General features: G+C 47.7%; 12 protein-coding genes. 3 read left to right on the top strand and 9 right to left on the bottom strand.

Annotated elements, in window-relative coordinates; genetic code table 11:
* Window positions 1-18 precede the first annotated feature (18 nt).
* From H4O21_RS15115 to pilM, 4 genes are read right to left on the bottom strand one after another with little or no spacing between them, the layout of a single operon-like run.
* Entirely contained in the window at window positions 19-567 is a 549-nt protein-coding gene (locus H4O21_RS15115; RefSeq protein WP_182809714.1) for a pilus assembly protein PilP, read from the bottom strand.
* Between the two features lie 25 nt (window positions 568-592).
* Window positions 593-1228, bottom strand: coding sequence for a type IV pilus inner membrane component PilO (locus H4O21_RS15120; RefSeq protein ID WP_182809715.1), 636 nt, complete (start codon window positions 1226-1228; stop codon window positions 593-595).
* Entirely contained in the window at window positions 1228-1854 is a 627-nt protein-coding gene (locus H4O21_RS15125; protein ID WP_182809716.1) for a PilN domain-containing protein, read from the bottom strand. Before H4O21_RS15125 ends, H4O21_RS15120 begins: the two co-directional genes overlap by 1 nt.
* On the bottom strand, window positions 1851-2849 hold the full coding sequence (gene pilM, locus H4O21_RS15130; protein ID WP_182809717.1) for a type IV pilus biogenesis protein PilM: 999 nt from the start codon (window positions 2847-2849) through the stop codon (window positions 1851-1853). Before pilM ends, H4O21_RS15125 begins: the two co-directional genes overlap by 4 nt.
* 160 nt (window positions 2850-3009) lie before the next feature.
* On the opposite strand from pilM, the gene H4O21_RS15135 reads away from it, so the two are divergent.
* The gene (locus H4O21_RS15135; protein WP_182809718.1) at window positions 3010-5520 is read left to right on the top strand and encodes a penicillin-binding protein 1A; all 2511 of its coding nucleotides are present in this window, start codon (window positions 3010-3012) and stop codon (window positions 5518-5520) included.
* 121 nt (window positions 5521-5641) lie between these two features.
* Here H4O21_RS15135 and H4O21_RS15140 read toward each other — a convergent pair whose 3' ends face one another.
* From H4O21_RS15140 to H4O21_RS15160, 5 genes are all read right to left on the bottom strand, one after another.
* Window positions 5642-6418 carry a glucose 1-dehydrogenase gene (locus H4O21_RS15140; protein WP_182809719.1) on the bottom strand — a complete coding sequence of 259 codons (777 nt, stop codon included), beginning with the start codon at window positions 6416-6418 and terminating at the stop codon, window positions 5642-5644.
* Between the two features lie 17 nt (window positions 6419-6435).
* Window positions 6436-6873 carry a D-aminoacyl-tRNA deacylase gene (gene dtd, locus H4O21_RS15145; RefSeq protein ID WP_182809720.1) on the bottom strand — a complete coding sequence of 146 codons (438 nt, stop codon included), beginning with the start codon at window positions 6871-6873 and terminating at the stop codon, window positions 6436-6438.
* Between the two features lie 211 nt (window positions 6874-7084).
* A complete protein-coding gene (locus H4O21_RS15150; protein WP_182809721.1) occupies window positions 7085-8323 on the bottom strand; it encodes an HDOD domain-containing protein in 1239 nt (412 codons plus the stop codon).
* A 4-nt stretch (window positions 8324-8327) separates the two neighbouring features.
* Complete coding sequence (locus H4O21_RS15155) at window positions 8328-8714, bottom strand: CoA-binding protein (RefSeq protein ID WP_182809722.1); 387 nt, start codon at window positions 8712-8714, stop codon at window positions 8328-8330.
* Window positions 8715-8724: 10 nt separating this feature from the next.
* Window positions 8725-9723 (bottom strand): hypothetical protein, encoded by a 999-nt coding sequence (locus H4O21_RS15160; protein ID WP_182809723.1) that lies wholly within the window; start codon window positions 9721-9723, stop codon window positions 8725-8727.
* Window positions 9724-10056: 333 nt separating this feature from the next.
* On the opposite strand from H4O21_RS15160, the gene H4O21_RS15165 reads away from it, so the two are divergent.
* Window positions 10057-10482 carry a YqaA family protein gene (locus H4O21_RS15165; RefSeq protein ID WP_182809724.1) on the top strand — a complete coding sequence of 142 codons (426 nt, stop codon included), beginning with the start codon at window positions 10057-10059 and terminating at the stop codon, window positions 10480-10482.
* Between the two features lie 249 nt (window positions 10483-10731).
* Complete coding sequence (locus H4O21_RS15170) at window positions 10732-13599, top strand: bifunctional diguanylate cyclase/phosphodiesterase (protein WP_182809725.1); 2868 nt, start codon at window positions 10732-10734, stop codon at window positions 13597-13599.
* Window positions 13600-13609 lie beyond the last annotated feature (10 nt).

A 13609-nucleotide genomic window follows, 5' to 3' on the forward strand; every position in this document is an offset into this window, starting at 1 on the left:
GTGCGGTAAAAGAGACTTTTACTCATGGCGACCTCCGGAATCAGTACCTAACAGGATAATCTGGCCAGAACTGGAATCTTTTACTTCGATTTGCTGATGAGTGATACGAATGATTCTGCCTGACAGGTCTGGTAACAGTTCCCCGGTCCTTCGCTTATAAATATTACCTTGCTGATCTCTGATCAGAGCGGATGTTTGCTCTTCCGGATGGATGCGTATTGTACCTGCCATCGTTATCTGCCATGACTTTTCAGATAACTGATTCGTGGGAGTAAGTCGGTTGTCTGATTGCCCGGCCCTGGAAAATGGAGAAGCGTACTGGTTGCCGGTGTAATCTGGTGTGGTTGCTTTGACTGGTGCAGGCAAAGGCGTGATATTGCCAGAAGGCTGATTAATAATTTGTTCAATTTGTTGCTGGAATGCCGGAGTAATGCGTTCTTCAGTGCAGGCTTGCAGGCAGCTGAGAATCAACAGCCTCCATACTGACTGATACACTCTGGTAAATATCATTGCTGCCTGTGGGTGACAGGCAAGCAATCGAGCAGTACTTTTACTGATACTTTTCATTCTGTGTCCTCCATGACACAACGCATTAATCGGAAGAGGGCTGATAGTAAATTCTGATCATAAGCAGAATCTTCAGAGAATCGGTTTCAGCATCCGGGTTAAGGTGTATTGAATAGTTATGCAAAGTGACCAGTCTTTCCATACGAATCAGGCTTGCTGTCAAATGCCCCAGCTGGTGATAATTGCCTGACAACTCCAGTTGAATAGGGTGGACCTGATAGGAGTGCTGATGTATTGCCGGGGAAGGGGTAACTCTGAGTAACTGAATCTGGTGCTGGTCAGATATTAGCTGTAATTGCTCAATGAATTCAGGAATACCAGCCTGATCCGGGATTTGCTTCGAAAGGATCTTAAGTCTTTGTTCTGCCTCTTTTGTCATTTGTCGATAAGCATCCAGGTTAGCTGCCAGAAAAGAACGGGATTCCAGTTTGGTCGTCAGTAGTATTTTCTGAGAGTTGAGCTGTTCTAGCCTTAAATACGTATCTCTGATCAGTAACAGGTATCCTGCGATCAGAACGATCAGAAATATTCCAAAGAGAATGATAATTCTTAATGTGACTGGCCATTGGCCTGCAGATCTGAATTCAAGGACAGTCCAGTGATCGGGACTGAAATCAGAAGATAATCGTTTCAGGTGGGTTTTCAGGTCGCCGGAAGCCATTATTGAGTATTCTCCTTTGAGGACGCTTTTGAGGAGGTAGGCGTATTATCTGATGGGCCGGCTGTTGGGTGAAGCTGCTCCTGTTTCAGGTGGAAATACAGTGAAGCATGTACCTGCTGCCCTGTTTGTTCTGGTAATACTTGCCTGATACTGAGTAGAACTGGCGGAGGTTGCTCAGGACTCAGCTGTCCCAGGCGTTTCATGTAAGTGGATAGCTGGATATTATCTCTGGTTTTCCCCGTTAACTGTAATTGATGATTTCTGCTTTCGGCGCTGAGCAGTTGCACGCCCTGTGTATGCGCTTTTGCCAGTAGATTGAGTTGTTTCAGTACAGGGGCTCTTTGCTGATGGAGCTGGGCAATCTGCTGGGTACGGGCCAGAATCTGCTGCTTTTTCTGTTGTAGCTGGTTAATTTTTTCAATGCTCTGGTTGATTCTCTGTGTTATCTGCTGAATGTATTCTTGTTCGTACAGCAGGTGATTGCTCTGATAGCTCAGATACAGATGCCATAACATGATTAGCAGGGCTGCGCTGCCTGAGCTTAGCAGGATGTACAGTAAGAAACGACGCTGATCCTGTTTTCGTTTGTATTCTCTCCATGGCAATAAATTAATACGTGGCGTCATAGGAATTCGCACCTCAGGGCCAGGCCAGCGGCAATGTGTAAAGAAGGAGCCTGACACAGCAGGTCTTTATGACAAATATGTGGACTTGTCTGGATTTGCTTTAATGGATTCAGTATCCGGCATGGAATATTCAGTTGCTTTTCGATTGCCTGGGATAATCCTGGAGCCGTTGCGCGATCCCCTGCGATAAGAATACAAAAAACAGGACATCGAGAGTGGCCTGAGAAAAAAAGTTGCAGGGCCTGTCCGGCCTGAAGTGTAGCCTGCAAGCAGAACCCTCCCGGGGATGTCCGTTGATCATGACGAACAGGATGGGCACGATTATAGATGACTTTACCCTGCTCTATCATGTTCAGTGTGCTTTGCTGGTTACTAAGATCAAGGATTGCGATTAATCGTTTTTTATCATGCCAGTGTCCAGGTATTATCCTGTGAAGAATTCGCTCCAGAGCGAAGTGCTCGATATCTATAATTTCAGGTTCCAGTCCTCCGGCTTCCAGCGCGGATTGCAGCTCCTGGATCGTCTGCCGACGACATGCTGTCATATGTATAGCCTGTACAGGCTCTTCAGGGGAAGATGCTGGATTCAGAGAGGTGATTAAGGGGATTTGATAAAAATCGGTGACGATATCATCTGCAGGATGTGATATAAGCTGTTCTGCTTCTACGCTGACTCTGGCTTCCAGCTCATTAGGGTTCAGGTTAAGGGGCAGATGAAATGTGTGATGAATGACGGATGTGCTGGCAACGGCTGTGGCGGTCCGTCGGGTTACTGGACAGATCTGATCGATGATTTGTTTTATTGCTTCACTGATCAGTTCAGGATTCGGTTTTCCGTGCCCGGATATGCCTTCGGGGGAGATGGAAGCAGAGCCATAGCTTTCAATCCTGAACTGATTCTTGCAATAGCTCATCTCGAGCAGCCTGACAGATGAGTGGCTGATATCCAGGCCGAGTAAATGTTTCTTTCTGGCGCGGAACAATGATGACAGCATTCAGATTCCCTTCTAAATATTAAGTCACTAATGTTTCATATACAGATTAAATCGCTTTTAAAGTCAGTATGCAATTGGAATCTGTTCAGTGGAGTTGCCTATAATGGCTTCTCTGAATGGTGTCTGTGTCTGACAAACCAATGAGTGGATATACAGGTTCATGAATGTACTGAGAAAGATGATTAAATGGCTGACTTACTTCCTGTTGGCAGGTGTTGGCGGAGCTGGTGTTGTTGGTTTAAGTATCGTGCTCTATCTGGGGCCTCAGTTGCCCGATATTGAACAGCTCAGAAATTTCCAGTTGCAGACACCGCTGAGAATTTTTACCCGGGATGAAAAGCTGATTGGTGAGTTTGGGGAAAAACGCAGAAACCCGGTAACTTATGATGAAATTCCTCAGGCGTATATTCAGGCTATTCTGGCAGCAGAAGATACGCGCTTTTTCTCCCATAGTGGTATTGATATTAAAGGTCTGGCCCGTGCGTTTGTACAGCTGGCGCAGAGTGGGCGTATTCAGTCGGGCGGCAGTACGATTACTATGCAGGTTGCCCGTAACTATCTGTTGACTCTGGATCAGACGTTTACTCGTAAATTCAAAGAGATCCTGATTGCTTTGCAGATGGAAAAAATACTGAGCAAAGAAGATATTATGGCTCTGTATGTCAACAAGATTTACCTGGGAAATCGGGCTTATGGTATTGATGCCGCCGCAGAAGTGTATTACGGAAAAGAGCTGCATGAGTTAAGTCTGGCCCAGCTGGCTATGATCGCAGGATTACCAAAAGCGCCTTCTCGTTATAACCCTATTGTTAACCCGCGTCGTGCTCTGTTACGTCGTAACTGGATCATTCAGCGGATGTTTGACCTGAATATGATCGATAAAGACAGTTATGACCAGGCTGTCAGAGAGCCGATTACGGCTCGTTATCATGGTTTACAAAGGGAGGTTGAGGCGCCTTATGTCGCAGAGATGGTTCGTAAAGAAGTTGCTGAGCGAATGGGAAGGGATGACCTTTATACCGCGGGTTATCGGGTGTATACCACTGTGGACTCCAAAGCTCAGACAGTGGCCAATGCTGCTCTGATTGATGGGCTTCTGGCCTATGATAAGCGGCATGGCTGGAGAGGTGGACAGCAAAGAGATATCCCCCCTTTTGTTGAAGAAACAGAAGAAAAGAACAGTATTTACGCTGATGGGGAGCTGGATCTGGGCATCTCTCCGGAAACCGGAGCCGAAGAGGCGGTCGGTGAAAATATCAGCAATTGGTTGAAAGTGCTGCGCAGGGCCCCCTCCTTCAGTAAGGTTCAGCCAGCGATTGTGTCTTTAGCAGAAGGCAAAAAACTACAGGTTGTGAATGAAGAGGGTGAATATATTGATATTCCCTGGCAAGCGGTTACCTGGGCCAGCCGTTATCGCACGCCGGTATGGAAAGGTCCTAAGCTGAAGGCTGTCACTGATATTGTGCGTCGTGGAGATCTGGTTTACATCGAACCTCTTGAAGAAGGGTGGGGTTTGTCGCAGATACCGGAAATCCAGGGAGCGTTTGTTTCTTTGTCTCCGGATGATGGTGGCGTGATGGCATTACTGGGGGGCTTTAATTTCTATCAGAACAAATTCAACCGGGCATATCAGGGGGGGCGTCAGGCCGGATCTGTCTTTAAACCTTTTGTCTACATGACCGCCCTGATGAATGGCTATACGGCAGCCAGTCTTGTGAATGATGCTCCGGTTGTTTTTGAGGATGTCAGTCTGGAATCAGCATGGCGCCCCAGTAACTCCAGTGGTAAGTTCTACGGCCCGACGCGTTTAAGGCATGCTCTGTATCAGTCCAGAAACCTGGTGTCTATCCGACTGATGCAGTCTGTTGGGGTGGAGCAGGTTATTGAGCTGGCTCAGAGTGTCGGTTTCAATCCTGAAGAGTTGCCAGCTAACTTATCTTTATCTCTTGGTAGTGCTGAGTTATCCCCCTTGAATATTGCAGCCGGATACAGCGTGATTGCAAACGGCGGCTATAAAGTTACTCCTCATCTGATTGAGCGCATCGAGAGCAGTACCGGTGAAGTGCTTTTCCAGGCCAGCACTCCTGTGGTCTGTAAACAGTGTGAGGCATCGACATTGCGGGTTGTGAGAGATGGCATTGAACGACCTGTGGCGCCAAAAGTGCTGGATGAGAGGGTTGTTTATATTATGCACTCTATGCTTAAAGATGTGATTAAAAAGGGCACAGGTCGCAGAGCTCTGGTTCTGAAGCGTAATGACATTGCCGGTAAGACAGGAACCACAAATGACAGGCATGATGCCTGGTTCTCAGGTTTTAATCAGGATCTGGTTGCTACTGTCTGGGTTGGCTTTGATAAACCTCAGGCAACCGGAGAGTATGGCGGTAAGGCGGCTTTACCGGTATGGATTGATTACATGGGGGCTATGCTGGAAGGTAAACCTGAAAGTAATATGCTACAGCCGCCAGGTATTGTTACTGTCAAAATTGATCCGGCTACAGGTCGCATAGCTCGTCCGGGCCAGACCGGAGCTATTTTTGAAGTATTTCGTAAAGAGCTGGCGCCTCGGGCTACATCAGTACAGTCACCGGCATCGACATCAGGGACTATGCCTGGTATGCCAGCAGAAGCAGTGGTTGAAGAGGGGCCTGCAGCAGAAGCTTTATTCTGAATCAGGTTGATGATCACACATAAATGTAGTGGAGCTGGCAGAGAGAATTCTGCCAGTTCGTCATTTATAGCTGAATAAAAGTATTCCTGTATTCTTCCTGTTACTGACTGGAGAACAGAGGTCAGTTATCGTTGTAATTCATCTGTATCCCCATGCCGCCATCAATGACAAAATTCTGCCCTGTGATAAAGCCTGCCACATCTGTTGCAAGATAGCAGACCATATAAGCCACATCATCCGGTTTACCTATGCGGCCAACAGGGTGCTGGGCCAGATCAGATGGTGAATGAATGGGTTCGATACGAGCCCGTGATTTTTGCCAGTCTCCAACTTCAATCCAGCCCGGACTAATACAGTTTACCCTGATATCGGGGCTCTGACTGATAGCCATCGCATGGGTCAGAGATAAAACACCACCCTTGCTGGCAGCATAGGCTTCTGTATCGCGCTCAGACTGTATTGCTCTGGTGGAGGCAATATTAATAATGCTTCCTTTCTGTTCCCTCAGATAAGGGATGGCATATTTACTGACCAGAAATACTCCGGTCAGATTGACATCCAGATATCTCTGCCAGTCATCCAGGGACATATCTTCAATCGGATCATTAAAAGGACTGGATAGCCCTGCGTTATTTACCAGCACATCAAGGCGCCCGAACTCATTGATGATCTGTTTTATTCCCTGAATCACAGCAGGCTCATCCGCGACGTCCATCGACAGGGCTCTGATATCTCCCAACTCCTGATAGGCTGCAACGGTTTCATCGGCAGCTTCCATATCAATGTCTGCACAGATCACCTGCATACCCTGATGCAGTAGTCCCCGGCAGATTGCACGACCAATTCCTTGTGCTCCACCAGTCACCAGGGCTACTTTTCTGGACGCTCTTTCATTCATTTTTTTCACCTTGGTTCTCAGGTTTCGAGCAGGAAGGTAACAGGACCATCATTCAGTAGCTCAACTTTCATATCTGCTCCAAAACGGCCTGTAGCAACATCCGGATGCATCAGACGGGCCTGTTCTACTATATAGTTATACATGGCTTCCCCTTCAGGAGGAGGTGCTGCTGAAGAGAAGCTCGGACGCAAACCCTTCTGAGTATTTGCAGCCAGAGTAAATTGTGATACCAGTAGTAAACCACCCTGAATATCTGTGACGCTCAGATTCATTTTATCTTCAGAGTCTGAAAATACCCGGTAAGCCAGAATTTTTTTCAGCAAACGGTCTGCATCCTCCTGACGATCACCTTTCTCTACACCAATAAAAACCAGCAGGCCCTGATTAATTTTGCCGATGCGTTGCTGGTCTACTTCTACACTGGCATGTGCCACACGCTGAATCAGTGCACGCACGTCAGACTCCTTTAGTCGGTTGTTCTATATGCTCTCAGCAATAAGTAAGTGCTTGTCTCTATCTGAGATATACAGGTTTCTTTGCCTGCAGGATGCAGGCCGGGTCAGTTTCAGAGGGTACTTAGTTTAACGTATTGCCTGACAGATGAGACAGAAAAAGATGCTATCTTCTACTCTGGTTATTATACGAGGTCAGGCACTATTTTTCGATTTAACGGTTCAGCAGATTTCTGACTTCAGTAATCTGCTCACGAGCATCATCCAGTATCTGAAGCGTCATCTGCTTGCTCAGTGCGCCAGGGGATATCTTATGGAAAGCCGGCACCTGATCAATAGATGGTAGTGTGGGGTGCTGCTCTGATGCAGAGAGGCAGTGCAGCCTGGCAAGAATCAGAATATCGGCCAGTGTTGGTCTGGTATCATTAGGTTCATAGAACCAGATGTCGGTGTGCTGAACGGCTGTTACCAGGGGAATCGGGAGATTCCATCTGTGCAGTATCATCGCTCCGGCTTGTCCCCGAGCTTCTGTCAGAACCTGCTCCAGATACCCCGGGTCTTTGCGCAGTTGCTGGTAGCCAGCAGCAAAGTTCAGTAATGGCAGTTCACCGATATTATGCAGAAGGCCTGCCAGCATAGCTTCTTCCGGGGGAATGCCAGTGCACTGGCGGGCCAGTACAAAACAGACCGCCCCCAGCTGAATGCTTTGTTTCCAGCTTCTTAGCAGTTGCTGTTTGACCCAGGGATGACTGGATGTGTTCTGTTGCTTCAGGCTCAGGGCCAGCACCAGATGCCGTGTCGTATTCATTCCCAGCCTGTTTATCGCATCTGCCAGATGATTGACGGTGCTTCTGCCCCGGTATACAGGACTATTTGCCAGGCGCATCAGGCGGGCAGTCAGGGCAGCATCAACGGATATCAGGGCCGCAATGGTATCCAGGTCCAGCTGTTCATCAACAATCACCTGACTGATTTGTCTGGATACTTCCGGTAACGATGGCAGTTCCAGACGGTTGTTCATCAGGCTTTTATAGAACTCCAGCACCACGGGATGGCTATCGCTGCCCGCCAGAAGTTCCGGGTTGTTGAAGTCGCCGGTAATATTCTCTGATTGCAAAGACTGAAGCAGATCTGCATTGATTGTGAAATATTCAGTATCTGTTCTGGCTGTAACTGACACATGGCTGGGTTTAAGGCTAAGCAGGCTATAACGGCTCCTGCTGTCGCCGGCAGAGACTATGATCTCCTCGGTATCCGGGCCTTTAATACTTACACTGCCTGTTAACAGAAAACACTCATCCTGACTGTTATCGCCAATTCGGCTAAGAATCTCACCCGGGAATGCGGTATGCATCATCAACTGATGGCTCAGAAGAATCCGCTGTTCATCAGCAAGTCTGGAAAAAGGGGTATAAATTGCCAGACGTTCAGGTGAAATATTAGGTGTATTCATAAAGTCAGAACCGATTATTTCTAAGCATAATCAGTGTACAGTCTTCACACCAGGGTATACCGGCCTGAGTCAAAGTTGTCTGAGCTTTTCCGGATTCTGTTCCTGGATTAAAGATCACTCTGCCCGGATTCAGTCTGAGAATAGAGTCCAGCTGGGCTTCCAGTGCAGAAGGATTAAGATAGAGTGTCAGAGTATCCACTTTGCCATTAATGCTTTCCAGATCTGGATAACAATTCAGATCTGGATAACCTGTGGGGGCCTCTATTTCGCTGAGCCCCGGATTCACCGGCAATACCGTGTGACTGTATTGTCGCAACAGGTGGATAGCCTGATTGGAATAACGCTCAGGCCTGTCACTGGCTCCGAGTACAACAACTGTCTGATTGTCCATAAGACAGGCCTCAGCCTTGTTCTGTTGGTGGTGTCTGATTCAGTTTGCCATCCTGTGCGGCCTGCAGAGGCCGTTCGTTCTGAGATTCTGGCGATTGACTCTGTTGGGTTGATTCTGAGGTCATTTTCTTTTTGTCCTCGTCAGCCTCCGTATCTTTGCCTTCATCCAGGTCTTTTTCCAGGTTTTCGACGTCATCATCTGAAAGGCCATGTTCTTCAAGCAGCTTATCTTCTGCTTCTTTCAGGAAATATTCCTGAGCGGCTTTTTTAGCTTCTTCGAGATATTCGTGATAGAGCGCCACATCCTGAAGTGTTTTCATATGGCCCATGATAGTGTGCTCTTTGGACATCAGAGCAATACGGCGGAATTTTCGGGCTCGTAGGCGAGGGTTATGGTGTACCAGAGGATAAACGCGATGGATATAACCTCGTTTGCTTTCTGTTTTCTGAATGTATTCTGTAACCTGATTTTTTATACGACGACGTTTTGCCAGTAGTTCAGGGTATTTGGACAAGCCAGGGAGAATAGTCAGCATGCCTGTGCCGTGGCTTAGCCATAGAACGAAGGCCACACCGCCTGCAATTCCTCCAACCCAGGAGTGAACCAGATTCAGCAATGAGCTGGTAAACAGAAAAACGGCGACTCCCAGGCCGAAAAACCATCCCATGCGAGCACGCCGGGCGCTTTCAACTTCGAAATCTGAAGGGTATTCAGATAACGACAGAAGATCGTAATCCAGGTTTTCGAGATCTTTATACAGTGCTTCTCGTTCCGCTTTCAGACGAGCTTCTTCTGCTTTACGGCGTTCTTCCTGCTTATTAACAACCTGCTGAGCTTCCCATTGCGCTTTCAGCTGCTCGCGTTCAGCGGCAGCTTCTTTTTCTGCAATATCTTCAGCGGTGTATTTATGCTGGCCAGGATAAACCCCCGGAACATCGGGCAGATCCGGTTTGTTTTCTTCGTTATTCTGGTCGCCGTCATCAACAGGGTTTAAGTTATTTTCATCCATTATAATTTTTCTGACTGAGCTTCAGTAAATTAACCGGTAACATCCCGCAATCAATGTTAGCCTGGCTGACAGGCAAAAAGCTGTTTCAGGGTGTAACATATAACAGCTTTTTTATTCATGATGCGTTGTCATAACGGGCTTGTTCAGAAAGTCTGGCATCTATTTTAGTAATTTAGCCTGACCGAGAGTGCGAAAAAAGAAAAATATCATCTCTGATCCCACTCGTTTTCTGTCCGGAGTGTCTGTATTCCCTGAACCTTATTGTCTGCGCTTTTCTATCAAAAAGAAAGCTCGGAACTTCTGTTATTCCCTGGTTTCTTAAGAGGGTTGTCTTTGGGTTATTTTTCTCTGTTTGTTTCTGCTCTCGCATCGGCCACTCTGTTACCCGGATCGTCGGAAGCTCTGATGCTGTATCTGCTACAACAGCCTCAATGGCAACCTGAGTGGCTCTGGCTGGCTGCTACATTGGGGAACACTCTGGGATCCACTATTAACTGGGGGTTAGGTCGCTCTGGTTATCATTTAAGGCATAAATCCTGGTTCCCGGTTTCTGAACAGCAGCTGGATAAAGGTCGTCGTCACTTCGAACGTTGGGGAACGTGGTCTCTTCTGTTTTCCTGGCTTCCTGTTGTAGGGGACCCTCTGACTCTGCTGGCCGGTTTACTTCGGGTACCTTTTCTGTGGTTTCTGGTGTTAGTTCTGATCGGGAAAGGCGTACGTTATGGGCTGCTTGTTCTGGCAATGAGTGGATTTTTCTGACACATAACCGATACTCAGAAATGACCCGGTAAAACTCTGCTCATTGAATGCTGTTAAGAATACAGTATCTTAAGGTTCTGACGTTTCAGTATAAAGCCTGATCAGATTCATGCCTGGAAAAGCAGACCATGTGTTATGCTTTTATTACTGTCAGGAATATAGAAGTTTGTTAATATTTTAAATATTAGCGACTTTATTTGTCGTATTTAAGGACGATGCTCAGCTCTGTGGTGGATGCCCGAAACTGTGATGAAAACCAGGATAGATGCCAGAACGCTGCCCCGGCTCCAAATGATAGGAATGGTGTGTACTGTTCTGTTTTTTTCTATTGTACTGGGTAGCTATTTTCTTATAGAACAGAAAAAACAGAAAGAGCGCCAGCTGGCGACTCTGGAATCTGAAATACTGGCTCAGCAGGAAGCATTACTGGCATCTGAACTGGACGCTTCAATCAGTTATATCCGTTATATGCGTACGCGTACGGAAGATGTACTGAAAAATGAGTCGAAACATCAGGTGGATCAGGCCTGGGGTTTTGCTCAGGCTATTTATACTCAGCAGCAAGGGCATATGCCTGACAGTGAAATCAGAGCACTGATTGTAGAGGTGTTACGTAAACAGCGCTTTTTTGAAGGTCGTGGGTATATCTTTATCGATGATTTTCAGGGGCTTTGTATTCTCCTTCCTACCGCGCCTCATATCGAAGGTAAATCTTTGTACGATAATCAGGATGATACCGGACATTATATTATGCGAGGGCTGATAGATGCTGTCAGCCATCCTGGCAAAGCCGGTTTCTCCCGTTATCGCTGGTATCCTCCTGGTAATACCAGCCAGATGTCTGACAAGCTGGCCTATGTGCGTCTGTTTGAGCCGTTTGACTGGATCATCGGGGCAGGTGATTATCTGTACCGGATTGAAAATGACCTGAAAGAAGAAACTTTGCGTCGTTTCAGAAACTTCCGCTTCGGTGATCACGGTTATATTGCTGTGCTGGATGAGAATGGCCGGACCTTGTCAAACCCTTCATTGAGTGCTTTACCGGATAATGAGCAGGTTCAGAAGCTGAGACTGAACGCTGTGGATCATGTGATGCGTACTGCCCGGAAAGGCGGGGGAGTAGTGGATTACCCCTGGTTTTATCCGGATGGACGTGGCCCGGTTACCAAAAGAGTCATGGTCAGTGTGGTGCCTGAATGGGGCTGGATACTGGTTGCTGGTATCTACCCGGATGATCTTGCTCCCTTACTGGAGCAGCATCGAGCGGTACTGGAGGCTCGATGGTTGTCCAGTTTTCAGACGCTGTTACTCACTCTGGTACTGGCTTCAGCAGGAACGGTGCTGGTTGCTATTGTCTATTCTCACTGGCTCAGAGGGCTTTTCCGGAACTATCAGTCTGATATTGATAATCAGGCTCAGTTACTGAAAGAGAATGCCAGAGAACTTGAACTGGCGGCACAGGTCTTTGAAAGTGCCACGGAGGGGATCATTATCACTGATCCGGATAATCGGATTGTTGCGGTTAATCCGGCTTTTACAGATATCACGGGTTATCAGCCCGAGGAAGCCGTTGGTCGCGATCCATCTTTTATGGCATCAGGTAATCATGATGTGGCTTTTTATCAGCAGATGTGGCTTGAACTGCTGGAGTATGGCGCCTGGCAAGGAGAGGTCTGGAATCGACGTAAGGACGGTGTACTTTTCCCTGAATGGCTGTCATTAAGTCTGGTGCGCTCTGATGATGGGCGGGTGAAAAATTATATTGCGACTCTGGCTGATATCAGCTTGCGTAAGCAGAATGAAGACCGGCTGCGCTATCTGGCAGAGTATGATTCACTGACTGATTTGCCGAATCGCCGTCTGTTGTCAGACCGCTGTACCCAGGAAATTCTGCGCTCAAGGCATAAAGAGTGTCAGCTGGCACTTTTATTCGTTGATCTGGACCGTTTTAAAAATGTGAATGACTCTCTGGGTCATGCTATGGGAGATCGTTTGCTGTGTGTGGTTGCGGATCGTCTTAAACAGTGTATACGGGAGCAGGATACCGTCAGTCGCGTTGGCGGGGATGAGTTTGTCATTCTCTGCCCCGAAGTGGAGCATCCGGATCAGGTGGCCAGTATTGCCCGGCGTATGCTGCATGATATCAGGCTCCCTATTGAGTTAGGGGATTACAACCTGACGGTAACGCCCAGTGTAGGCATTGCTTTTTTTCCGGGCGATGGTCTGGACTTTGATACTTTGTACCGTAATGCCGATGCGGCACTTTATCACGCTAAAGAACAGGGGCGGGATCAGTTTCAGTTCTTTACCTCACAGATGAATCAGGATGTTTCCCAGCGTCTGGAGATGGAAAATGCACTTCGACAAGGTATACAGCGAGGTGAATTAAGACTGGTTTATCAGCCTCAGTACTGTATTCGCACCCGGCGTCTGAGAGGAGCAGAAGCTCTGGTTCGCTGGCAGCATCCGGAGCAAGGGCTGGTCAGGCCTGATTTCTTTATTCCTCTGGCGGAAGAAACCGGTTTAATTCTCTCTTTGGGTGAATGGGTTCTGAAAGAAGCCTGTCGTCAGGGACAGGTATGGATTCAGCAGGGCATGCCTGATATTGATCTGGCGGTCAATGTTTCCGCGCTGCAATTCCGTCAGGGGCTGGTTGCTCAGGTTCGGGAGGCACTCCGTTCAACCGGTTATCCTGCTGATAAGCTGGTGCTGGAAATGACAGAAAGTACACTGATGGCGGATGCCAGTCAGGCGGTACGGATTCTGAAAGAGCTGAAAGCATTGGGTGTCTGGATCTCTCTGGATGATTTCGGTACCGGGTATTCATCACTGGCTTATCTGAAACGTTTTCCTCTGGATAAGCTGAAAATTGATCGGGCTTTTATCTCTGATCTGCCTCATGACCAGGATGATGTTGCGATTACATCGTCTATTGTCGGTCTGGCACATAATCTGAATCTGCTGACGGTTGCCGAGGGTGTTGAAACATCTGATCAACTGGCATTTCTGGCGGATCAGGGCTGTCAGCTGGCGCAGGGCTATTTACTGGATAAGCCGCTCTGGCCTGAAGAGATGGCTCGCCGGTTGCAGGATGCCTGTCAGTCCTCGAAACGCTGAATCTGACGAC

Source organism: Oceanospirillum sediminis (assembly GCF_014164585.1).
GTDB lineage: Bacteria > Pseudomonadota > Gammaproteobacteria > Pseudomonadales > Halomonadaceae > Oceanospirillum > Oceanospirillum sediminis.

Bases quoted from the DNA above. Each gene is read 5' to 3' on its own strand.
- H4O21_RS15115 (WP_182809714.1), bottom strand. From the start codon at position 567: ATGAAAAGTATCAGTAAAAGTACTGCTCGATTGCTTGCCTGTCACCCA.
- H4O21_RS15125 (WP_182809716.1), bottom strand. From the start codon at position 1,854: ATGACGCCACGTATTAATTTATTGCCATGGAGAGAATACAAACGAAAA.
- H4O21_RS15120 (WP_182809715.1), bottom strand. From the start codon at position 1,228: ATGGCTTCCGGCGACCTGAAAACCCACCTGAAACGATTATCTTCTGAT.
- H4O21_RS15155 (WP_182809722.1), bottom strand. From the start codon at position 8,714: ATGGACAATCAGACAGTTGTTGTACTCGGAGCCAGTGACAGGCCTGAG.
- pilM (WP_182809717.1), bottom strand. From the start codon at position 2,849: ATGCTGTCATCATTGTTCCGCGCCAGAAAGAAACATTTACTCGGCCTG.
- H4O21_RS15150 (WP_182809721.1), bottom strand. From the start codon at position 8,323: ATGAATACACCTAATATTTCACCTGAACGTCTGGCAATTTATACCCCT.
- H4O21_RS15160 (WP_182809723.1), bottom strand. From the start codon at position 9,723: ATGGATGAAAATAACTTAAACCCTGTTGATGACGGCGACCAGAATAAC.
- H4O21_RS15170 (WP_182809725.1), top strand. From the start codon at position 10,732: ATGAAAACCAGGATAGATGCCAGAACGCTGCCCCGGCTCCAAATGATA.
- H4O21_RS15140 (WP_182809719.1), bottom strand. From the start codon at position 6,418: ATGAATGAAAGAGCGTCCAGAAAAGTAGCCCTGGTGACTGGTGGAGCA.
- H4O21_RS15135 (WP_182809718.1), top strand. From the start codon at position 3,010: ATGAATGTACTGAGAAAGATGATTAAATGGCTGACTTACTTCCTGTTG.